25 protein-coding genes and 1 pseudogene are annotated in these 22,456 nt (G+C 53.0%); 17 read left to right on the forward strand and 9 right to left on the reverse strand.

Annotated elements, in window-relative coordinates; genetic code table 11:
- Positions 1-30 precede the first annotated feature (30 nt).
- Positions 31-789 (forward strand): metalloprotease LoiP, encoded by a 759-nt coding sequence (gene loiP / locus OGY17_RS07610; protein WP_032944921.1) that lies wholly within the window; start codon positions 31-33, stop codon positions 787-789.
- 186 nt (positions 790-975) lie between these two features.
- Here loiP and speB read toward each other — a convergent pair whose 3' ends face one another.
- The 4 genes and pseudogenes from speB to yqgG form a co-directional block, all read right to left on the reverse strand.
- Positions 976-1,896 (reverse strand): agmatinase, encoded by a 921-nt coding sequence (speB, locus tag OGY17_RS07615; RefSeq protein ID WP_003027056.1) that lies wholly within the window; start codon positions 1,894-1,896, stop codon positions 976-978.
- A gap of 207 nt (positions 1,897-2,103) precedes the next feature.
- On the reverse strand, positions 2,104-4,080 hold the full coding sequence (speA, locus tag OGY17_RS07620; protein ID WP_020996310.1) for a biosynthetic arginine decarboxylase: 1,977 nt from the start codon (positions 4,078-4,080) through the stop codon (positions 2,104-2,106).
- The gene (gene yqgB, locus OGY17_RS07625; protein ID WP_071692618.1) at positions 4,073-4,219 is read right to left on the reverse strand and encodes an acid stress response protein YqgB; all 147 of its coding nucleotides are present in this window, start codon (positions 4,217-4,219) and stop codon (positions 4,073-4,075) included. Before yqgB ends, speA begins: the two co-directional genes overlap by 8 nt.
- A gap of 258 nt (positions 4,220-4,477) precedes the next feature.
- A pseudogene (yqgG, locus tag OGY17_RS07630) lies at positions 4,478-4,579 on the reverse strand (small protein YqgG); the annotation flags it as partial.
- Between the two features lie 418 nt (positions 4,580-4,997).
- On the opposite strand from yqgG, the gene metK reads away from it, so the two are divergent.
- The 8 genes from metK to ruvX all read left to right on the forward strand — a co-directional run bounded on the left by metK (position 4,998) and on the right by ruvX (position 12,250).
- Positions 4,998-6,152, forward strand: a complete 1,155-nt coding sequence (gene metK / locus OGY17_RS07635) for a methionine adenosyltransferase (protein ID WP_020996311.1) — start codon at positions 4,998-5,000, stop codon at positions 6,150-6,152.
- 398 nt (positions 6,153-6,550) lie between these two features.
- On the forward strand, positions 6,551-7,945 hold the full coding sequence (gene galP / locus OGY17_RS07640; RefSeq protein WP_008785766.1) for a galactose/proton symporter: 1,395 nt from the start codon (positions 6,551-6,553) through the stop codon (positions 7,943-7,945).
- A 76-nt stretch (positions 7,946-8,021) separates the two neighbouring features.
- A complete protein-coding gene (locus tag OGY17_RS07645; RefSeq protein WP_003825440.1) occupies positions 8,022-8,519 on the forward strand; it encodes a SprT family zinc-dependent metalloprotease in 498 nt (165 codons plus the stop codon).
- 94 nt (positions 8,520-8,613) lie between these two features.
- Entirely contained in the window at positions 8,614-9,321 is a 708-nt protein-coding gene (endA, locus tag OGY17_RS07650) for a deoxyribonuclease I (protein WP_008785767.1), read from the forward strand.
- Between the two features lie 74 nt (positions 9,322-9,395).
- Complete coding sequence (rsmE, locus tag OGY17_RS07655; protein ID WP_008785768.1) at positions 9,396-10,127, forward strand: 16S rRNA (uracil(1498)-N(3))-methyltransferase; 732 nt, start codon at positions 9,396-9,398, stop codon at positions 10,125-10,127.
- 19 nt (positions 10,128-10,146) lie between these two features.
- The gene (gshB, locus tag OGY17_RS07660) at positions 10,147-11,094 is read left to right on the forward strand and encodes a glutathione synthase (RefSeq protein ID WP_003027083.1); all 948 of its coding nucleotides are present in this window, start codon (positions 10,147-10,149) and stop codon (positions 11,092-11,094) included.
- Between the two features lie 176 nt (positions 11,095-11,270).
- Entirely contained in the window at positions 11,271-11,834 is a 564-nt protein-coding gene (locus OGY17_RS07665) for a YqgE/AlgH family protein (RefSeq protein ID WP_003027086.1), read from the forward strand.
- The gene (ruvX, locus tag OGY17_RS07670) at positions 11,834-12,250 is read left to right on the forward strand and encodes a Holliday junction resolvase RuvX (protein WP_008785771.1); all 417 of its coding nucleotides are present in this window, start codon (positions 11,834-11,836) and stop codon (positions 12,248-12,250) included. Before OGY17_RS07665 ends, ruvX begins: the two co-directional genes overlap by 1 nt.
- Here the strand turns inward: ruvX and OGY17_RS07675 are convergent.
- Positions 12,247-13,227, reverse strand: coding sequence for a type IV pilus twitching motility protein PilT (locus OGY17_RS07675; protein ID WP_286606786.1), 981 nt, complete (start codon positions 13,225-13,227; stop codon positions 12,247-12,249). The two genes, ruvX and OGY17_RS07675, sit on opposite strands and share 4 nt — an antisense overlap.
- A 17-nt stretch (positions 13,228-13,244) precedes the next feature.
- On the opposite strand from OGY17_RS07675, the gene OGY17_RS07680 reads away from it, so the two are divergent.
- From OGY17_RS07680 to hemW, 5 genes are read left to right on the forward strand one after another with little or no spacing between them, the layout of a single operon-like run.
- Positions 13,245-13,949, forward strand: coding sequence for a YggS family pyridoxal phosphate-dependent enzyme (locus OGY17_RS07680; protein WP_057067562.1), 705 nt, complete (start codon positions 13,245-13,247; stop codon positions 13,947-13,949).
- Between the two features lie 18 nt (positions 13,950-13,967).
- Complete coding sequence (locus OGY17_RS07685; protein WP_003825417.1) at positions 13,968-14,534, forward strand: YggT family protein; 567 nt, start codon at positions 13,968-13,970, stop codon at positions 14,532-14,534.
- The gene (yggU, locus tag OGY17_RS07690; RefSeq protein WP_003027101.1) at positions 14,531-14,821 is read left to right on the forward strand and encodes a DUF167 family protein YggU; all 291 of its coding nucleotides are present in this window, start codon (positions 14,531-14,533) and stop codon (positions 14,819-14,821) included. The genes OGY17_RS07685 and yggU overlap by 4 nt, the downstream gene beginning before the upstream one ends.
- Positions 14,822-14,828: 7 nt before the next feature.
- A complete protein-coding gene (locus OGY17_RS07695; RefSeq protein ID WP_003825414.1) occupies positions 14,829-15,422 on the forward strand; it encodes an XTP/dITP diphosphatase in 594 nt (197 codons plus the stop codon).
- A complete protein-coding gene (gene hemW / locus OGY17_RS07700) occupies positions 15,415-16,551 on the forward strand; it encodes a radical SAM family heme chaperone HemW (RefSeq protein WP_048236736.1) in 1,137 nt (378 codons plus the stop codon). Before OGY17_RS07695 ends, hemW begins: the two co-directional genes overlap by 8 nt.
- A 114-nt stretch (positions 16,552-16,665) precedes the next feature.
- Here hemW and ansB read toward each other — a convergent pair whose 3' ends face one another.
- The 4 genes from ansB to trmB all read right to left on the reverse strand — a co-directional run bounded on the left by ansB (position 16,666) and on the right by trmB (position 19,715).
- Positions 16,666-17,712, reverse strand: coding sequence for an L-asparaginase 2 (gene ansB, locus OGY17_RS07705; protein WP_003027108.1), 1,047 nt, complete (start codon positions 17,710-17,712; stop codon positions 16,666-16,668).
- 188 nt (positions 17,713-17,900) lie between these two features.
- The gene (locus OGY17_RS07710) at positions 17,901-18,620 is read right to left on the reverse strand and encodes a YggN family protein (protein WP_003825409.1); all 720 of its coding nucleotides are present in this window, start codon (positions 18,618-18,620) and stop codon (positions 17,901-17,903) included.
- Between the two features lie 49 nt (positions 18,621-18,669).
- Positions 18,670-18,996: a YggL family protein gene (locus OGY17_RS07715; RefSeq protein WP_003027115.1), complete on the reverse strand. Its 327-nt coding sequence runs from the start codon at positions 18,994-18,996 to the stop codon at positions 18,670-18,672.
- The gene (trmB, locus tag OGY17_RS07720) at positions 18,996-19,715 is read right to left on the reverse strand and encodes a tRNA (guanosine(46)-N7)-methyltransferase TrmB (protein ID WP_048236737.1); all 720 of its coding nucleotides are present in this window, start codon (positions 19,713-19,715) and stop codon (positions 18,996-18,998) included. Before trmB ends, OGY17_RS07715 begins: the two co-directional genes overlap by 1 nt.
- A 160-nt stretch (positions 19,716-19,875) precedes the next feature.
- Here trmB and mutY point away from each other — a divergent pair, with 160 nt between their 5' ends.
- The 3 genes from mutY (at position 19,876) to mltC (ending at position 22,397) form a co-directional block, all read left to right on the forward strand.
- On the forward strand, positions 19,876-20,928 hold the full coding sequence (gene mutY, locus OGY17_RS07725; RefSeq protein WP_048236908.1) for an A/G-specific adenine glycosylase: 1,053 nt from the start codon (positions 19,876-19,878) through the stop codon (positions 20,926-20,928).
- Positions 20,929-20,955: 27 nt separating this feature from the next.
- On the forward strand, positions 20,956-21,225 hold the full coding sequence (locus tag OGY17_RS07730; RefSeq protein WP_003027126.1) for an oxidative damage protection protein: 270 nt from the start codon (positions 20,956-20,958) through the stop codon (positions 21,223-21,225).
- An 86-nt stretch (positions 21,226-21,311) separates the two neighbouring features.
- Entirely contained in the window at positions 21,312-22,397 is a 1,086-nt protein-coding gene (mltC, locus tag OGY17_RS07735; protein ID WP_008785777.1) for a membrane-bound lytic murein transglycosylase MltC, read from the forward strand.
- Positions 22,398-22,456: the final 59 nt, after the last annotated feature.

The raw sequence follows: 22,456 nt of genomic DNA on the forward strand, positions 1-22,456 counted from the left end.
ATAATCCTGACTTTGTGCGGAAGAGAAAAAATGAAAATTCGCGCTTTACTGCTTGCTACGAGCATGGCTGCGGCATTGACCGGCTGCCAGAACATGGACTCCAACGGACTGCTTTCTTCTGGCGCGGAGGCTTTTCAGGCCTACAGTCTGAGCGATGCTCAGGTAAAAGCGCTAAGCGATCAGGCCTGTAAAGATATGGACAGCAAGGCTACTATCGCCCCGGCCAGCAGCGAGTACGCAACGCGTCTTGGCAAAATATCCGCCGCGCTTGGCGATAACATTAACGGCCAGCCGGTGAACTACAAAGTCTATATGGCGAAAGATGTGAATGCCTTTGCCATGGCAAACGGCTGTATCCGCGTGTACAGCGGCCTGATGGATATGATGACCGACAACGAAGTCGAAGCGGTGATCGGCCATGAAATGGGCCACGTCGCGCTGGGTCACGTGAAAAAAGGTATGCAGGTTGCGCTGGGTACCAACGCCGTACGTGCAGCGGCGGCATCCGCTGGCGGCATTGTCGGCAGCCTGTCGCAGTCGCAACTGGGCGATCTTGGCGAGAAACTGGTGAACTCGCAGTTCTCCCAGCGTCAGGAATCCGAGGCGGATGATTACTCGTATGATTTGTTGCGCAAACGCGGGATCAATCCGGCAGGTTTAGCCACCAGCTTTGAGAAACTGGCCAAACTGGAAGCTGGACGTCAAAGCTCAATGTTTGACGATCACCCGGCATCGGCAGAACGTGCGCAACATATACGCGATCGCATGAGCGCAGACGGGATCAAATAACCCTTGAACACTGCCGGATGGCGGCGTGAACGCCTTATCCGGCCTACAGATTTCATCCCATTATCGGACGTAATTGGCGAAGTCAGTTTGGGCCCGGCCAGCGCACAGCCACCGGAGCGTACACGTCGTACGTGAGGATGGCGAGCACTGCCCGGACCCAAAATGACGAGTAAAATAGTCCGACTATTATTCGCCTTTCTTCGCCGCCTGAATATACAGCATTTCCAGAGCCAGCGTAGCCGCTGCCAGCGCGGTGATCTCAGACTGATCGTAGGCCGGAGCCACTTCAACGACGTCCATCCCGACGATGTTCAGATCTTTCAGACCACGAACCAGCTTGATCGCGCGATCGGAAGTCAGACCGCCAATCACTGGCGTACCGGTACCCGGCGCAAACGCAGGATCCAGGCAGTCGATATCAAAGGTCAGATACACCGGCATATCACCGACAATCTGCTTAACCTGGGCGATGATGTCATCTACGCTGCGATCGTTCACCTGGCAGGCATCCAGCACGGTAAAGCCGTTGTCTTTGTCGAATTCGGTACGAATACCAATCTGCACAGAGTGATTCGGATCGATCAGCCCTTCGTTCGGCGCAGTGTAGAACATGGTGCCGTGGTCGAATTCGCAGCCGTTCGCGTAGGTATCGGTGTGGGCATCAAAATGCACCAGCGCCATTTTACCAAAGTGTTTTGCGTGCGCGCGCAACAGCGGCAGCGTGACGAAGTGGTCGCCGCCGAAAGAGAGCATGCGCTTACCGGCAGAAAGCAGCTTCTCAGCATGAGCCTGCAGTTTTTCACTCATTTCACGCGCATCACCGAAGGCATAAACCAGATCGCCGCAGTCCACCACGTTCAGGCGCTCGCGCATATCGAAGTTCCACGGGAAGCGGTTATGCTCCCACGCCAGGTTAGTGGAAACCTGACGGATCGCCGCCGGACCATGACGCCCGCCCGCACGACCAGACGTTGCCATATCAAACGGTACGCCGGTGATCACCCAATCGGCGTCGCTGTCGTATGGCATGAAGTTCATCGGCAGACGTAAAAAACCAAAGGCGTTAGAAACCAGGGAGTTGTCGTATTGATGACCTAAGGTGCTCATGTACTGACCTCTTTAAAAATCGATGAAAAAAAATCCCCTCCGCGTCGTTAAGCCCGACGAGGAAGGGATTGATTTGGTAACTGCATATTTACGGCAAATTATCGCCGTTATTTTGTACGGATTCAAGTAAGTGCCACAAATGCGGCTTCGCTTTATCCGGCCTACTTTCGTAGGCCCGGTAAGCGTAGCGCCAGCAGGCATTTATCGTTACTCATCTTCCAGATAAGTATAACCGTACAGACCGGCCTCAAACTCTTCGAGGAACTGTTGCTGCAGCTCGGTATCCAGATCGGTGTTTTTCACCTGGTCACGGAACTGCGTCAGCAAGGTGTTCGGATCCAACTGCACGTACTGCAGCATATCCGCCACGGTATCCCCTTCGTCGGACAGCTCAACTTCTACGCTGCCGTCAGGGAAGACGAACACGTCAACCGCTTCGGTATCACCAAACAGGTTGTGCATGTTGCCAAGGATCTCCTGGTACGCCCCCACCATAAAGAAGCCCAGCATCGGCGGGTTCTCCGGGTCATATTCCGGCATCGGCATGGTGGTCGCAATGCCATCACCGTCAACGTAGTGGTCGATCGCGCCATCAGAGTCACAGGTGATATCCAACAGCACCGCGCGGCGCTCAGGTACCTGATTCAGTCCTTCCAGCGGCATTACCGGGAACAGCTGATCGATCCCCCACGCATCCGGCATCGACTGGAACAGCGAGAAGTTGACGTAAATCTTATCCGCCATACGCTCCTGCAGCTCGTCGATAATCGGGCGATGCGCGCGGTTGCTCGGGTCGAGCTGTTTCTGCACTTCATGGCACATGTTCAGATAAAGCTGCTCAGCCCACGCGCGCTCTTGCAGGCTAAAAGTACCTGAAGAGTAACCAACGTGAATATCGTGCAGATCCATCTGGCTGTCGTGCAGCCATTCACGCAGCGAACGGCGCGTGCCCGGCTCGTGCATCTCTTGCCAGGTTTCCCACATGCTTTGCAGGGAACGCGGCGCGTTGTCTGCCGGAGGCGTCGCTTCGGTAATTTCGCTACGCTCAACGCCGATAATGTTAGATACCAGCACGGTATGGTGCGCGGTAACCGCGCGGCCAGACTCGGTGATTACCGTCGGATGTGGCAGACCGTGTTCTTCACAGGCGTCGCCAATAGCCCAGATGATGTTGTTGGCGTATTCGTTCAGGCCGTAGTTTACGGAACAGTCAGACTGCGAACGGGTACCTTCGTAATCCACGCCCAGACCACCGCCCACGTCGAAGCACTGGATATTGACGCCAAGCTTGTGCAGCTCAACGTAGAAACGCGCCGATTCACGTACGCCGGTGGCGATATCACGAATGTTCGCCATCTGCGAGCCAAGGTGGAAGTGCAGCAACTGAATGCTGTCCAGACGACCGCGCTCGCGCAGAATTTCGACCAGCTGCAGCACCTGGTTTGCCGCCAGGCCGAATTTTGATTTTTCCCCGCCGGAGGACTGCCACTTGCCAGAGCCCTGCGACGCCAGACGCGCACGCACGCCCAGACGCGGAACGACATTCAGGCGTTCAGCTTCATCCAGCACGATTGCAATTTCAGACATCTTCTCGATGACCAGATAGACCTTATGGCCCATCTTCTCGCCAATCAGCGCCAGACGGATATATTCGCGGTCTTTATAACCGTTACACACGATCACGCTACGGGTCATTCCGGCATGAGCCAGAACGGCCATCAGTTCAGCTTTGGAACCCGCTTCCAGTCCCAGCGGTTCGCCGGAGTGGATCAGCGATTCAATCACGCGGCGGTGCTGGTTGACCTTGATCGGGTAAACGAGGAAATAGTCACCGTTGTAACCGTAAGATTCACGGGCACGTTTAAACGCGGCGTTAATCGAACGCAGACGGTGTTGCAGGATCTGCGGGAAGCAGAACAATGCAGGCAAACGCTGGCCCTGCGCTTCACGGGCTTTCACCAACTCAGCAAGGTCAACGCGCGCTTCGGGTACGTCCGGATCCGGGCACACGCTGATGTGACCCAGTTCATTGACGTCGTAGTAGTTATTACCCCACCAGGCAATATTGTAAGTACGCAGCATCTTGCTGGCTTCCTGGGAACTCATTGCAACCTCCTGCATGGAGCGTAGTACACCGTGTTCGCCTGCTGACGAAGGCGAACCCAAAGAAATGTCGTCAGACATAGCGAACCTCAATTTTATTAACAAGTGTAAAACAGTTGACTACTATCGCAATCCGAAGACGCGATAACAACCCAAATACAGGCAGAATTTGCAGCAGATAGTGCTGACGCTCCGACTGTGCGACCGGTTTCTTTTTCATATCAATGTAAACACGTAACCGAACTTAATGCTGACGGTTCGGCGAAACCACGAGAAAACTCTTGTTTACCAAGAGCGCCCTTGTTCAGTTCTTAGTGACCGTTACCGGCTCTTGAGTCCTGAGATACGCCGAGATGGGTATACACTTCATCCTTCATGCAGCCACTTTGTTGGCTACGCTCATTCGCCCCAGTCACGTACTACTCGTACGTTCAGGGGACTCATTCACTTGCCGCCTCGACGCAGCATAAATGATTTTGTGTATATAACATCGACAGGTATGCAAAGCAGAGATGCAGATTGCGGGGGACATATGTACACCAGAACGGTGCGACAGATTCTGCAGAATACAACGGTTCATTATCTCGTATCACCTCCACGGTTGCTCCTTACGGAACGAACCCACAAGCCAAAGCTAAAGTTTTAACCCGGCTGGAAGTGGCAACACGATGAAAACGTCGTGTGCTTTTGTATGAGCCGCGCGCCGCGTTTTATACCGATAAGAAAGTCAAAAAGCAAAAGATAAATATGCACATTGCCAGCACCGTCAGGAAAAATTTCCAGTTACATTTTCAGTACAATGCGACCTCAATCAAAAAAAGCTGGAAATCAGGCGAAGAACTGTCCTAAAATAGCCGTCCAGATGTTAATCCATCTATACCGATTAACACTCAGACTGCCAGTGTCCGTCATCTGCAGACTCATGGTAGAATCTTCTACACATGGCTATTCCACTCGACAGTTTGAGCTAACCAAATTCTCCTTAGGTGAAATTAAATATGGCAAAACACCTTTTTACGTCCGAGTCCGTATCAGAAGGGCATCCTGACAAAATCGCTGACCAAATCTCTGATGCTGTGCTGGATGCAATCCTGGAACAGGATCCAAAAGCACGCGTTGCCTGCGAAACCTACGTCAAAACCGGTATGGTTTTAGTTGGCGGTGAGATCACCACCAGCGCATGGGTTGATATCGAAGAGATCACCCGTAACACGGTTCGCGAAATTGGCTATGTGCATTCCGACATGGGCTTTGACGCCAACTCTTGCGCGGTACTGAGCGCGATTGGTAAACAGTCTCCGGACATCAACCAGGGTGTTGACCGTGCTGATCCGCTGGAACAGGGCGCAGGCGACCAGGGCCTGATGTTTGGTTATGCAACCAACGAAACCGACGTGCTGATGCCAGCACCTATTACCTATGCTCACCGTCTGGTGCAGCGTCAGGCTGAAGTGCGTAAAAACGGCACCTTATCCTGGCTGCGTCCGGATGCCAAAAGCCAGGTAACCTTCCAGTATGACGACGGCAAAATCGTCGGTATTGATGCGGTTGTTCTGTCTACTCAGCACTCTGAAGATATCGACCAGAAATCGCTGCAAGAAGCCGTTATGGAAGAGATCATCAAGCCGGTACTGCCGACTGAATGGCTGACCGCTTCGACCAAATTCTTCATCAACCCAACTGGTCGTTTCGTTATCGGCGGCCCGATGGGCGACTGCGGTCTGACCGGTCGTAAAATCATCGTTGATACCTACGGCGGCATGGCGCGTCACGGCGGCGGTGCATTCTCTGGTAAAGATCCGTCTAAAGTTGACCGTTCCGCAGCCTATGCAGCCCGTTACGTAGCGAAAAACATCGTTGCCGCAGGCCTGGCTGACCGTTGTGAGATTCAGGTTTCCTACGCAATCGGCGTGGCAGAACCGACATCTATCATGGTGGAAACGTTCGGTACTGAAAAAGTGCCTTCAGAGCAGCTGACCCTTCTGGTGCGTGAGTTCTTCGACCTGCGCCCGTATGGCCTGATTCAGATGCTGGATCTGCTGCACCCGATTTACAAAGAAACCGCTGCTTACGGTCACTTTGGTCGCGAACATTTCCCATGGGAAAAAACCGACAAAGCACAGTTGCTGCGCGACGCTGCCGGTCTGAAGTAATTTAAACCAGACTTAACGCTTATGAAGACCAGCCTCGCGCTGGTCTTTTTTTATACCTATTTCCTCTCCCACATCCATCACCAAACCGCGCTGATTACTATTGCTTTAAATGAAAATGAAAGCGATTACATCACACCATATTTCCCTCTACCTTGAATTAACATCTCTTAGCCAGCACACTTGCATCACTGTTACATTACATTTCATCATTGTCTTAAATTCAGACGACCAACATTATTTAATTCCAATAAATAATGTTAACTTTCAATGAATTAACCAATAGTCAGCATGAATGACAGTGTAAGCGATTACACTAATGTGATGTGATTCGCATTTTTTTACCCCGTACTCACCTACCCTTAACATCAACAAAACTAGCTACCCAACCGGAGGGCATCATGCCTGACAATAAAAAAACGGGGCGTTCCAACAAAGCCATGACATTTTTTGTCTGCTTTCTGGCAGCCCTGGCTGGATTACTTTTTGGCCTGGATATCGGTGTTATTGCCGGTGCTTTACCGTTCATCACCGACGAGTTTCAAATTACCCCGCACACTCAGGAATGGGTGGTGAGTTCCATGATGTTTGGTGCGGCGGTAGGTGCTGTCGGCAGCGGTTGGCTCTCCTTCAAACTGGGACGCAAAAAAAGCCTGATGATCGGTGCGATCTTGTTTGTTGCGGGTTCACTGTTCTCCGCCGCTGCACCAAACGTTGAAGTCCTGCTGGTTTCCCGCGTGCTGCTCGGCCTGGCTGTAGGCGTTGCGTCTTATACCGCGCCACTGTACCTGTCTGAAATTGCCCCGGAAAAGATTCGTGGCAGCATGATCTCCATGTATCAGCTGATGATCACCATCGGTATTTTGGGCGCGTATCTTTCCGATACAGCGTTTAGCTACAGCGGCGCATGGCGCTGGATGCTGGGTGTAATCATCATCCCTGCCCTGCTGCTGCTGGTTGGCGTTATCTTCCTGCCGGACAGCCCACGTTGGTTTGCAGCTAAACGTCGTTTTGTTGATGCTGAACGCGTCCTGTTGCGTCTGCGTGACACCAGCGCAGAAGCCAAACGCGAGCTGGATGAAATCCGTGAAAGTCTGCAGGTGAAGCAGAGCGGCTGGGCGCTGTTTAAAGAAAACAGCAACTTCCGTCGCGCGGTATTCCTTGGCGTTCTGTTACAGGTGATGCAGCAGTTCACCGGGATGAACGTCATCATGTATTACGCACCGAAAATCTTTGAGCTGGCGGGCTACACCAACACCACCGAGCAGATGTGGGGGACTGTTATCGTCGGTCTGACCAACGTGCTGGCAACCTTTATCGCCATTGGCCTGGTTGACCGTTGGGGCCGCAAGCCTACGCTGATCCTTGGCTTTATCGTGATGGCTGTTGGTATGGGCGTGCTGGGTACAATGATGCACGTGGGTATTCACTCGGCATCCGCACAATACTTCGCAGTACTGATGCTGCTGATGTTTATCGTTGGCTTTGCGATGAGCGCCGGTCCGCTGATTTGGGTACTGTGCTCTGAAATCCAGCCGCTGAAAGGCCGCGATTTCGGCATCACCTGCTCTACTGCAACCAACTGGATTGCCAACATGATCGTCGGCGCAACCTTCCTGACGATGCTGAACTCGCTGGGCAGCGCCAACACCTTCTGGGTCTACGGCGGCCTGAACGTACTGTTCATCTTCCTGACTCTGTGGCTGATCCCTGAAACTAAAAACGTCTCTCTGGAACACATTGAGCGTAACCTGATGAAGGGTCGTAAACTGCGCGAAATTGGCGCACACGACTAATCACCAAAGGCTTCCTCCCCAGCGGAGGAAGCCTTCCTCTTGCAGTCCCTTCCCTGTCGCACTATCCTCTGGCGTTATGAAAACCTCCCGTCTCCCTATCGCCATCCAACAAGCCGTTATGCGTAGCCTGCGGGAAAAACTCGCCCAGGCCAATCTCAAGCTCGAACGCCAATATCCGGAGCCAAAGCTGGTTTACCAACAGCGCGGCACCGCCGCGGGCACTGCGTGGCTACAAACCTATGAAATTCGCCTTAATCCCGTCCTGCTGATGGAAAACGTCGACGCATTCATTAACGAAGTGGTACCCCATGAACTGGCGCATTTACTGGTGTGGAAGCACTTTGGGCGCGTGCCGCCACACGGGAAAGAGTGGAAATGGATGATGGAAAGCGTTCTGGGCGTACCGGCCCGGCGCACGCATCAGTTTGAACTGCAATCGGTGCAGCGCAAGACCTTTACTTACCGCTGTAAGTGTCAGGAGCACCAACTGACCGTCCGCCGCCATAACCGCGTTGTGCGCGGTGAGGCCACCTACCGCTGTGTTCACTGCGGCGAACCGCTGGTTGCAGAATAATCTTCAGAATTATCAGGAACTTTTCTGACCTAACTGATTGCATACTGGAATAACTTTCGCTACGTTGCGGGCTCGTTTTGACACGGAGTTTGTGATGTACCGTCATTTTTCTTTTGCTGCGGCCCTGTTAGCCGCTGCGTTTTCTGGCCCGGTTTTAGCCGAAGGCATCAACAGTTTTTCTCAGGCAAAAGCAGCAGGCGTCAAGGTGAACGCCGATGCGCCGGGCGATTTCTACTGCGGTTGTAAAATTAACTGGCAAGGCAAAAAAGGGGTCGTTGACCTCGAATCCTGCGGCTATAAAGTGCGAAAAAATGAAAACCGCGCCAGTCGAATTGAATGGGAGCACGTTGTCCCCGCCTGGCAATTTGGTCATCAGCGTCAGTGCTGGCAGGACGGAGGGCGTAAAAACTGCGCCAAAGATCCGGTCTATCGCAAAATGGAAAGCGACATGCATAACCTGCAACCTGCGGTGGGTGAGGTAAATGGCGATCGCGCTAACTTCATGTACAGCCAGTGGAACGGTGGCGAGGGTCAGTATGGGCAATGCGCCATGAAGGTCGACTTCAAAGAGAAAGTTGCCGAGCCGCCAGCCCGCGCCCGCGGTGCCATTGCTCGTACCTATTTTTACATGCGCGACCAGTACGATCTAACGCTCTCCCGCCAGCAAACTCAGCTTTTTAACGCCTGGAATAAGCAATATCCGGTCACCGACTGGGAGTGTGAGCGCGACGAACGCATTGCAAAGGTACAGGGGAACCATAACCCATATGTGCAACGCGCTTGCCAGGCGCAAAAGAGCTAACCTACACTAGCGTCAATATTTTTAACCATGCCCTGGCCTTTCGTAGCCCAGGGCCATGACGCGGATGTTTAACTATGCGCATTCCTCGCATTTATCACCCTGAGCCAATCACCTCCGGCAGCCAAATTTCACTGTGTGAAGATGCAGCCAACCATATCGGCCGCGTGCTGCGTATGGGACCGGGCCAGGCGCTACAGCTGTTTGATGGCAGCAATCAGGTATTCGACGCTGAAATCACCCACGCCAGTAAAAAAAGCGTGGACGTGAAGGTACTTAACGCTGAACTCGACGATCGTGAGTCGCCGTTGCACATCCACCTGGGTCAGGTGATGTCGCGCGGTGAAAAAATGGAATTCACTATCCAGAAATCGATCGAACTGGGTGTAAGCCTCATTACGCCACTTTTTTCTGAGCGCTGCGGCGTTAAACTGGACAGTGAACGCCTGAACAAGAAGCTCCAGCAGTGGCAGAAAATCGCCATTGCCGCCTGCGAACAGTGCGGTCGAAACCGGGTGCCCGAAATTCGCCCGGCAATGGATTTGGAAGCATGGTGCGCGGAACAGGACGAAGGTCTGAAACTGAACCTGCATCCGCGCGCCAGCGCCAGCATCAATACGCTGCCGCTGCCGGTGGAGCGCATCCGCTTGCTGATTGGCCCGGAAGGCGGGTTGTCGGCAGATGAAATTGCCATGACCGCACGTTATCAGTTTACTGATATTCTGTTAGGACCTCGCGTTCTGCGTACTGAGACAACCGCGCTCACCGCCATTACTGCGCTACAGGTGCGTTTTGGCGATCTGGGCTAAGGCATAAACGGAGAAGACAATGATCAAGCTCGGCATCGTGATGGATCCCATCGCAAGCATCAACATCAAGAAAGATTCCAGCTTCGCTATGCTGCTGGAAGCGCAACGTCGCGGTTACGAAATTCATTATATGGAGATGGCCGATCTTTATCTGATCAACGGTGAAGCCCGCGCCCATACGCGTACCCTGAGCGTAGAGCAGAACTACGACAAATGGTATGAGTTCAAGAGCGAGCAGGATCTCCCGCTGGCAGACCTGGACGTTATTCTGATGCGTAAGGATCCGCCGTTTGATACCGAGTTCATCTACGCAACCTATATTCTGGAACGTGCAGAAGAAAAAGGGACGCTGATCGTCAACAAACCGCAGAGCCTGCGCGACTGCAACGAAAAGCTGTTCACCGCATGGTTTGCCGACCTGACGCCGGAAACGCTGGTCACGCGTAACAAAGCGCAGCTGAAAGCCTTCTGGCAAAAACACAGCGACATCATTCTCAAACCGCTGGACGGCATGGGCGGCGCATCTATTTTCCGTGTGAAGGAAGGCGACCCGAACCTTGGCGTCATTGCTGAAACGCTGACCGAGCACGGTACCCGCTACTGCATGGCGCAGAACTATCTGCCAGCAATTAAAGATGGCGATAAACGCGTCCTGGTGGTCGATGGCGAACCCGTTCCTTATTGCCTGGCGCGTATTCCGCAGGGCGGCGAAACCCGTGGCAACCTGGCCGCTGGCGGTCGTGGCGAGCCGCGTCCATTGACCGACAGCGACTGGGAAATTGCACGTCGCATTGGGCCAACGCTGAAAGCGAAAGGTTTGATTTTTGTCGGTCTGGATATCATTGGCGATCGTCTGACGGAAATTAACGTTACCAGCCCAACCTGTATTCGTGAAATCGAAGCAGAGTTCCCGGTTTCGATTACCGGTATGCTGATGGATGCCATTGAGGCGCGTTTGCAGAAATAAATACGTTGCCGGATAGCGACGCCATCGCATCTTATCCGGCCTGAAATTGCACCCCGCAGACCGGATTAGGCGAAGCCGTCATCCGGCAATGCTATCTTCAGAGGGTGACATCTTCGAGCTTTGCCCACATACTGGGCTCTGTTGCTTTTTTGAACCAGGAAACAGAACCTCTGACAATGAATTTACAGCATCACTTTCTGATTGCCATGCCTGCTCTCCAGGATCCGATTTTCCGCCGTTCCGTGGTGTACATCTGTGAACATAATGAGAACGGAGCAATGGGGATTATCGTTAATAAGCCTCTGGAAAACTTACAAATTGAAGGGATTCTGGAAAAGCTGAAGATTACCCCCGAAGAACGCGATCCGGCCATTCGTCTGGATAAACCAGTGATGCTCGGCGGCCCGCTGGCGGAAGACCGTGGATTTATTCTGCATACCCCGCCGTCACGTTTTGCATCCAGTATCCGCATTTCAGATAACACCATCATCACCACCTCCCGCGATGTACTAGAAACCCTGGGCACACAAGAACAACCGTCCGAAGTGCTGGTTGCGCTGGGTTATTCATCATGGGAAAAAGGTCAACTGGAACAAGAGCTACTGGATAACGCCTGGCTCACGGCGCCCGCAGACCTCAACATCTTATTCAAAACGCCGATTGCCGACCGCTGGCGCGATGCGGCGAAGCTTATCGGGATAGATATTCAGACCATGCCTGGCGTGGCGGGACATGCCTGATGAGCGGAACATTACTCTCTTTTGATTTTGGTACGAAAAGTATTGGTGTTGCTGTTGGTCAGCGCATTACCGGTACGGCCAGACCGTTGCCCGCCATTAAGGCGCAGGACGGTACGCCAGACTGGAGTTTGATTGAACGCCTGCTGAAAGAATGGCAGCCGGATGAAATCATTGTCGGCCTACCACTCAACATGGATGGCACAGAACAGCCCCTTACCGCGCGCGCACGTAAGTTCGCTAACCGTATTCACGGTCGCTTTGGCGTAACCGTAACGCTGCACGATGAACGCTTGAGCACCGTCGAGGCCCGCTCCGGCCTGTTCGAACAAGGCGGATACCGGGCGTTGAATAAAGGCAAAGTAGATTCCGCTTCTGCCGTGGTCATCCTCGAAAGCTATTTCGAGCAGGGTTACTAAATCCGTCCCTGCGCCTGACGCTGCTGCTGACTTTGTGCAAATGTCTGCATACCTGTCTGTTGCCCGGTTTGAATTACGCCGGGCAGCTGATGCGTTTTCCCTTCACGAATCAAATTGCCCACGGCTGGCGTGTTGACGAGCAGCTCAAATAGCGCCACGCGTCCTCCCAGTTTATCTTCCTCCAGCTTTTGCGAAAGTACCGCCCGCAGGCTGTCTGCTAACTGGTTACGCACAGGCTCCTTCTCTGTTGCCGAAAAGGTGTCCACCAGCCGCGCGATAGCCTGTGCCGCCCCTCGCGTATGTAACGTTGCCAGCACCAGATGCCCGGTTTCCGCTGCGGTTAACGCCAGACGAATGGTTTCCGCGTCGCGCAGTTCGCCCAGCAAAATGACGTCGGGATCTTCACGCAGCGCGCCGCGTAAACCGGCGGCAAAAGAAGCGCAGTGTACGCCCACCTCCCGTTGTTGAATAAGACAACGCTGGCTGGTGTAGCGATATTCAATCGGGTCTTCCAGCGTCAGAATATGCCCCGCAACTTGCTGATTAAGGTACTCAACCATCGCCGCCAGGGTCGTTGATTTACCGCTACCGGTAGCGCCTGTCACCAGAATTAACCCATTTTCACTGCGCAGCAGTTCAGGTATGACGTCAGGGGTCTGGAGATCGTCTAAACGTGGGCAATCAAGCGGGAGCAATCTTAGCGCCAGCGAGGTTCCCTGTTGATGAGCAAAAGCACTGGCGCGCAGCCGCCGGGAACCTGCCAGCGCAATAGCAAAATCTACCTGCCCCTGTTCCCGCCACTGTACCTGTTGTTGCTCACTGAGCCAGCACATCAGCAGATTCTCCACGTCAGGCGTAGTAAAGGGTGCGATTTCGACTTTTCCACGTATGCGCCAGCGCGCAGGCCATGCATTGCACAGGTGTAGATCCGACACGTTATGCTTTACACTAAGGGCCACTATTTCTTCCATATTCATATGAACATCCTCGGAAAATGAACGATATCGCGCATAACCTGGCACATGTCCGGGACAAAATCTCAGCCGCCGCGACGCGTTGCGGGCGGTCTTCAGAAGAAGTTACGTTGCTTGCAGTCAGTAAAACCAAACCTGCGAGCGCCATCGAAGAAGCCATTACCGCAGGGCAGCGTGCCTTCGGTGAAAACTATGTGCAGGAAGGGGTGGATAAGATCCGCTACTTCCAGGAAAAAGGCGTCAACGATCTGCAGTGGCACTTTATCGGCCCGCTGCAGTCCAACAAAAGTCGTCTGGTCGCTGAGCACTTTGACTGGTGCCATACGATCGACCGTCTGCGTATCGCTGCCCGTCTGAGCGAACAGCGCCCGGCGGAACTGCCGCCGCTCAATGTACTGATCCAAATTAATATCAGCGATGAGAACAGTAAGTCAGGAATTCCGCTGGCAGAGCTTGATGCACTGGCCGCTGAAGTCGCTGCACTGCCGCGCATTACCCTGCGTGGTCTGATGGCGATTCCGGCTCCAGAGTCAGATTATGTAAGGCAGTTTGAAGTTGCACAGCAAATGGCGGTAGCATTTGCCGGGTTGAAAACACGCTACCCAGGCATCGACACTCTCTCACTGGGAATGTCTGATGATATGGATGCCGCCATCGCGGCGGGTAGCACGATGGTGCGCATTGGCACTGCCATTTTTGGTGCTCGTGATTACACTAAAAAATAAGGAAAACTAAGGAACACCATGAATACGTTGACCTTCCTGCTCTCAACGGTAATTGAGCTGTATACCATGGCGCTGCTGCTGCGCGTGTGGATGCAATGGTCTCGCTGCGATTTTTACAACCCGTTCTCGCAGTTTATAGTGAAAATCACTCAGCCCATCATTGGGCCGTTACGCCGCATTATTCCCCCGATGGGGCCGATCGACAGCGCCTCGGCATTAGTTGCGCTCGTTCTCAGCTTTATCAAAGCAATCGTGCTGTTTAAGGTGGTCACGTTCCAGCCGATCATCTGGATCGCCGCCGTACTGATTGTCCTGAAGACTATCGGGCTGCTGATTTTCTGGGTGCTGCTGGTGATGGCAATTATGAGCTGGGTCAGCCAGGGCCGCAGTCCTGTAGAGTACGTGCTAATTCAACTGGCAGATCCGCTGCTGCGTCCTATTCGTCGCATACTTCCAGGCATGGGCGGGATAGATTTCTCCCCAATGATTCTGGTTCTGCTGCTCTACGTTATTAACATGGGCATCGCGGAAGTGTTACAGGCGACAGGCAACATGCTGCTGCCGGGGCTGTGGATGGCGCTATGAGTGCCGTTACACCCTGCGACGACGGTCTGGTTTTACGGCTCTACATTCAGCCTAAAGCCAGCCGTGACAGTATTGTGGGTTTACATGGCGACGAAGTTAAAGTCGCCATTACCGCCCCACCGGTTGATGGCCAGGCCAATAGCCATCTGGTGAAGTTTCTCGGTAAACAGTTCCGTGTGGCAAAAAGCCAGGTCGTCATTGAGAAGGGCGAGCTTGGACGTCACAAACAGGTTAAAATCATTCATCCGCAACAGATCCCGCCCGAAATTGCGGCGTTAACTGATTAGGTATCCCATGCAAAAAGTTGTCCTCGCGACCGGCAATGCCGGTAAAGTGCGTGAACTCGCCTCTCTTCTGAGTGATTTCGGTCTTGATGTTGTTGCCCAAACGGAACTGGGTGTTGATTCTGCAGACGAGACCGGGCTGACGTTTATTGAGAACGCCATTCTGAAGGCGCGTCATGCCGCGCAAATTACCGGCTTACCGGCCATTGCTGATGACTCAGGTCTGGCAGTAAATGCCCTTGGCGGCGCGCCGGGTATCTATTCAGCCCGCTATTCCGGCGAAGATGCGACCGATCAGCAGAACCTGGAAAAACTGCTTCACACCCTGCAGGATATTCCTGATGACAAGCGCCAGGCGCAGTTCCACTGCGTACTGGTGTATATGCGCCATGCAGACGATCCAACGCCTGTTGTTTGCCACGGAAGCTGGCCGGGCGTGATTACCCGCGAACCTGCCGGAAACGGTGGTTTTGGCTACGACCCGATCTTCTTTGTGCCGTCTGAAGGGAAAACCGCAGCCGAACTGACCCGTGAAGAAAAGAGTGCAATTTCTCACCGCGGACAGGCGCTAAAGCTGCTGCTGGATGCCCTGCGTAATGGTTAAGCTTCCACCGCTAAGTCTTTATATTCACATCCCGTGGTGCGTGCAGAAATGCCCGTACTGCGACTTCAACTCGCATGCGCTAAAGGGCGAAGTCCCTCATGACGACTATGTGCAGCATCTGCTGAGCGATCTGGATACTGAGGTGGCCCACGCCCAGGGACGTGAAGTAAAGACGATTTTTATCGGTGGTGGCACGCCGAGCCTGCTTTCTGGCCCGGCGATGCAAACGCTGCTCGACGGCGTGCGAGCACGGCTGAATCTGGCCGAAGATGCAGAAATCACGATGGAGGCGAATCCCGGGACGGTGGAGGCCGATCGCTTTGTGGATTATCAACGCGCTGGCGTCAACCGTATCTCGATTGGCGTACAGAGCTTTAGCTCCACCAAACTCGAACGTCTGGGACGTATTCACGGGCCGGAAGAAGCTAAGCGTGCAGCACACCTGGCGAGCGGTCTGGGGCTACGCAGCTTTAACCTCGACCTGATGCATGGTTTACCGGATCAGACGCTGGAAGAAGCTTTGGGCGATTTACAGCAGGCCATCGCGCTCAACCCGCCACATCTTTCCTGGTATCAGTTGACCATCGAACCCAACACGCTGTTCGGTTCCCGACCGCCGGTTTTACCGGACGATGACGCGCTGTGGGATATTTTTGAGCAAGGCCACCAGCTACTGACCGCCGCGGGATATCAGCAGTACGAAACCTCAGCCTACGCCAGACCGGGTTATCAGTGTCAGCACAACCTTAACTACTGGCGTTTTGGCGACTATCTTGGCATTGGCTGCGGCGCACACGGTAAGATCACATTCCCTGACGGACGCATCCTGCGCACCACCAAAACACGGCATCCACGTGGGTATATGCAAGGGCGTTATCTCGAAAGCCAGCGCGATGTCGCCGAAGCCGATAAGCCGTTCGAGTTCTTCATGAATCGTTTCCGGCTGCTGGAAGCCGCGCCTCGCGCGGAGTTTACGCAATATACCGGTCTTACCGAAGACGTTATTCGTCGACAGATCGATGAGGCTATTTCCCAGGGCTACCTGAGTGAATGCGATGAGTACTGGCAGATTACCCAACACGGTAAGCTGTTCTTGAATTCGCTGCTGGAGCTGTTTCTGGCGGAGTGATGGCTGGTGAACGTAGGCCTGATAAGCGTAGCGCCATCAGGAAAATTGCCGGATGGCGGCTGCGTCTTATCCGGCCTACAGGGTTAGGGCGGTAAGCGCAGCCACCTTCATCGATTAATACTGATTAAACATTTCCTGGATCTGCTTAGGATCCTTGGTTTGAGTCAGCGCAAGCTGCAGCAGAACACGTGCTTTTTGCGGGTTCAGGGAACCTGAAGCCACAAATCCGTATTTTGCATCATCAACTTCTGCATCCTGTGTAGTGGCGCCCGTTGGTACACGGGATGAACGCACTACAACGGTACCTTTATGCGCGGCGGTTGCCAGCGTATCGAAAATGGTTTTATACAGGTTACCGTTACCTACACCCGCACTGACGATCCCGGCGTAACCCGCATCCACCAGCGCTTTTGCCGGCAGATCAGAGGCGTTAGCGTAGTTATAAACAATTCCAACCTTCGGCAGCTCGGTCAGCTTAGACACATCGAACGGAGTAGACGTGGTGTGCTTACGCGCAGGCGTACGCTGGTAGTCGATTTTACCGTTATGGATGTAACCCAGCGGGCCGTAGTTAACGGATTTGAAGGTAGCGACGTCGGTAGTGTTGGTTTTAGTCACGTCACGACCATCCATAACGGTGTCGTTCATCACCACCAGCACTCCGCGGTTGGCAGAGGCTTTGTCTGCGGCAGTTACTACCGCGTTATACAAGTTGAACGGGCCATCAGCGCTCATACCCGTAGACGGACGCATTGCACCGACCAGCACCACCGGCTTGTTGCACTTGACGGTCAGGTCGAGGAAATAGGCGGTTTCTTCCATGGTATCCGTACCATGTGTTACCACGAAGCCGTCGGTTTTATCGCACTCGGTATTAATCTTTTTCGCCAGCGTTAACCAGACTTCGTCATTCATATCCTGGGAGCCGATATTCACCACCTGCTCGCCTTTAACGACAGCGATATCTTTCAATTGAGGTACGGCCTCAACCAGATTTTCTACGCCAACCTTGCCTGCCGTGTAGTTAGATTTTGTCGCGGAATCACCACCGCCGGCAATCGTTCCGCCAGTAGCTAAAATGGTGATATTTGGCAGTGCAAGCGCCGCTCCGCTGAAACCCATAACCAGTGCGGCAAGTGCCGTTTTCTTGAAAAACTCCATGTTATTTCTCCAGTTACTTGAATTTGCAGCATTATGTCTATCCTACAGATGAATAATGTGACGAGTTCCAATTAACCAGATTTATATCTCCACCAAATTGCCGTTCTTAGAGATGGATATCAAAAAAACAGAAATATACAAAATAAAACGGCACAGAATGTTTCTGTGCCGTTAATAAGAGGTGAAGATTATTTCAGAGTGCTAACCAGCGTTTTACGATCGTTTTCCAGCGTCACAACGCGGGAACAGACATCTTTGCCAAACTGCTGGAAGTCTTGTTCCTGATTCTTCCATTCGTTCTGAATTGAGGTCTGCAAACCACCGAGGCTTCCGAGTACGCCCTGCAGTGGATTACCACCGCCTTTGAGCACGGCTTTCGCCCCCATTTCGTTGATGCTGTCCTGCAAAATGCCGCCCATCGCCTGATTCACCAGCTGTTGTCCGTCCGCGCGGACCTGATCAATCGCCTTATAATGGAAAGTCAGGCCATCAGTTCGATGCTCGATGATGCGGTTCATCTGCTCTTTCAATTGCGCATCCAGCTTGGTTAAGCGGCCACGCATGTTGCTGCTTTCACCGACCTCTTTGGCGATGATTTTGTCCAGCGCCACGCGACCTTTCTCTACGCGCGCTCTGGCACCTTCGTCGATCCACGGCAGGCTGCTACGCAACGCCGCCTGATAATCTTTGGCCTGCTCACGCTGTGCGGCGTTCAGGTTGTACTGTTTACCGTTGAAGGTGACATCACCAGCCTGGGTAATAACCAGGTCGCCATTCTCGCCCTTCACCTGCACCGTTTGTGGGCTCAAAATCACATCGTCACGCGGGGTGACGCTGCACTGGTAATCTGCATGTGCGGCCATCGCCGTGAACGTTAGGACTGCCGCCAGCAGCGTTTTGCGCATCATATCTTTCCCTCAATACAAATCGGGCCGGCATTTGCCGACCCTGTGCTACTTAGTCCCACCAAATATCGAAAAGTTCGCTGGTACGCACTTCTTCGAGTTTGTGCTCTTCCAGCCACTTACGCACGATTGCCTGGTGTTCTTCGGTGCATTTGCCGATTTCCTGCAGACAGATCAGACCTTCCCAGGCCAGATAGCCGCTGCCGTCAAAAGCCAGCTTGTTCGGTTCGATGACTTCATTGATAAAGTCATCAACGATTTGATCGACCTGCTCTCCAGATGTACCTTCCGGGAAACGCCATGCAACCGAAAATCCTACTTCCTGGAATTCTTCGATGTGCATCTTTTTACGCAGACGACGGCTACGGTTCTTTGCCATTATTTCACCCTCTCGAACATTAAGTCCCATACGCCGTGGCCAAGACGATGACCACGTTGTTCAAATTTGGTTACCGGGCGCGATTCCGGGCGCGGTACATAATCGTTACTCTCTGACTGGTTTTTATACCCGTCAATCGAGGACATCACTTCAAGCATGTGCTCCGCATACGCTTCCCAGTCGGTCGCCATATGGAACACGCCGCCCAGCTTCAGCTTACTTAAGATATGCTCAGCAAACGGTACCTGAACGATACGGCGTTTATTATGACGTGCTTTATGCCACGGGTCAGGGAAAAACAGCTGAACCATAGATAAAGAATTGTCAGGAATCATTTTATGCAGGACTTCAACGGCATCATGGCACATGACGCGCAGGTTCTCGACACCCTCTTCATGGGCTGAAGCCAGACACGCACCAACGCCCGGTGAGTGAACCTCAATGCCGAGGAAATTCTGTTCCGGACGCGCTTTCGCCATTGCAACCAGCGACGCTCCCATACCAAAACCGATTTCCAGCGTGACTGGCGCGTTACGGCCAAACAGTTCTGCGAAATCTACAGGCTCTTCGCTGAACTCAACGCCCATCACCGGCCAGTAGTTTTCCAGCGCGTGTTCCTGCCCTTTCGTCAGTCGCCCCTGGCGACGAACAAAACTACGAATCCGGCGCAGAGGGCGGCCGTTTTCATCAAATTCCGGTGAAATGACGTCGTTCTTCATAAAAGTTTAGTCTGCTGTGTTTGAGTTCTGAAAACGGGCATTATCCAAAGTTAGTTGCCGGATGCAAGTAAAGGAAGAAAGTGAGCAGCGGAAAGTTCCGGTTTACACCCCGTTGCCGCTGTGCTGCAATCTTGCCCCCGGCAATAATGAAACGGTAATCATGCAAGCGTCTCAATTTTCGGCTCAGGTTTTGAGCTGGTACGACAAATACGGGCGGAAAACGCTGCCCTGGCAAATTGACAAGACGCCTTACAAAGTATGGCTCTCTGAGGTAATGCTGCAACAAACTCAGGTTGCGACCGTTATCCCCTATTTTGAGCGCTTTATGGCGCGCTTCCCAACGGTAACGGATTTGGCCCATGCGCCGCTGGATGAAGTTCTGCATTTGTGGACCGGGCTGGGTTATTACGCCCGTGCGCGTAATCTGCATAAAGCCGCGCAGCAGGTTGTGACGCTGCATAGCGGTATATTTCCGCAAACCTTTGATGAAGTAGCCGCCCTACCTGGCGTCGGACGTTCAACCGCAGGCGCGATCCTTTCTCTCTCTCTGGGTCAGCATTTTCCGATTCTCGACGGTAACGTCAAACGCGTGCTGGCTCGCTGTTATGCTGTAAGCGGCTGGCCGGGTAAAAAAGAGGTCGAAAAGAAGCTGTGGGAGCTGAGCGAGCAAGTTACGCCAGCCCAGGGTGTTGAGCGTTTTAATCAGGCGATGATGGATTTAGGCGCCATGGTCTGTACGCGCTCAAAACCTAAATGTTCCCTGTGTCCGTTGGAAAATGGCTGTGTGGCGAGCGCCAATGCAAGTTGGGCGCTGTATCCCGGTAAAAAGCCCAAACAGACGTTACCGGAACGAACGGGCTATTTTTTACTGATGCAGCATGATGACGAAGTGCTGCTCTCACAGCGACCGCCCAGCGGCTTATGGGGTGGCTTATACTGTTTTCCGCAGTTTGACGACGAAGATGGACTGCGCAACTGGCTGGCGCAACGACAAATTAACGCAGATAATCTGACCCAACTTAATGCGTTTCGCCATACCTTTAGCCATTTCCACTTAGATATTGTGCCTATGTGGCTTCCCGTGTCTTCATTCACCTCATGCATGGATGAAGGCAGCGCGCTCTGGTATAACTTAGCGCAACCGCCGTCGGTCGGACTGGCGGCCCCCGTGGAGCGTTTGTTACAGCAATTACGTGCCGGTACACACGTTTAACGTACCGGACGATAAAGAGGACTTTTTATGAGCAGAACGATTTTTTGCACTTTCCTGCAACGCGAAGCAGAAGGCCAGGATTTTCAGCTGTACCCGGGCGATCTGGGAAAACGCATTTATAACGAGATTTCTAAAGAAGCATGGGCGCAATGGCAGCATAAACAGACCATGCTGATTAACGAGAAAAAACTCAATATGATGAACGTCGAACACCGTAAGTTACTGGAACAGGAGATGATTAACTTCCTGTTTGAAGGTAAGGATGTGCATATTGAAGGCTATACGCCAGAATCATAAGAACCGTTGCCGGATGGCGCTGCGCTTATCCGGCCTACGTTTTAATCTGGTCCTTGCAAACAACAAACACAACACGCACTCCCGGAATGATGAAAAAATTTCTCGCGCTTGCCGTTATTGCGCCGTTGCTCATCTCCTGTTCCAGTTCGACCAAAAAAGGCGATTCCTATAACGAAGCCTGGGTCAAGGATACCAACGGTTTTGACATTCTGATGGGGCAATTTGCCCATAACATTGAGAATCTGTGGGGATTTAAGGAAGTGCTGATTGCGGGTCCGAAGGACTACGTAAAGTATACCGATCAGTATCAAACCCGCAGCCATATCAACTTTGATGACGGTACGATAACCGTCGAGACCATTGCCGGGACAGATCCCGCCGGACACCTGCGTCGGGCGATTATCAAGACATTGCTGATGGGCGATGATCCGGGTTCTATCGACCTCTATTCCGATGTCGACGACATTAAGATTTCCAAAGAGCCATTCCTGTACGGACAGGTGGTTGATAATACCGGCCAGCCCATTCGTTGGGAGGGGCGTGCCACCAACTTTGCCAACTACCTGCTGCAAACACGACTTAAAAGCCGCAGCAATGGCCTGCGTATCATCTATAGCGTGACGATCAATCTGGTGCCGAACCACCTTGATAAGCGCGCGCATAAATACGTCGGTATGGTGCGTCAGGCTTCACGTAAGTATGGCGTCGACGAGTCGCTGATTCTGGCTATCATGCAAACCGAATCCTCGTTTAACCCGTATGCGGTGAGCCATGCCGATGCGCTGGGACTGATGCAGGTGGTACAGCACAGCGCCGGGAAAGATGTGTTCCGCTCGCAAGGGCGCTCAGGCACACCAAGCCGTAGCTTCTTGTTTGACCCGGCCAGCAACATTGATACCGGTACGGCCTATCTGGCAATGCTCAACAATGTCTATTTGGGCGGTATCGATAATCCGACCTCACGTCGCTATGCGGTAATCACCGCGTATAACGGCGGCGCGGGCAGCGTGCTACGCGTGTTCTCGAACGATAAAATTCAGGCCGCGAATATCATTAACAGCATGTCTCCAGGTGACGTTTATCAAACGCTGACCACCCGACATCCATCTGCTGAATCACGCCGATACCTTTACAAGGTCAATTCCGCACAAAAATCCTATCGACGCCGCTAATGTATTCCTCTTCAGCCCCCTAAAACGGGGGCCTGAAGCACCAAAAATGTTAACTCCAT

Origin of the sequence: Citrobacter sp. Cpo126, assembly GCF_030332445.1 — a bacterium.
Classification (GTDB): Bacteria; Pseudomonadota; Gammaproteobacteria; order Enterobacterales; family Enterobacteriaceae; genus Citrobacter; species Citrobacter portucalensis.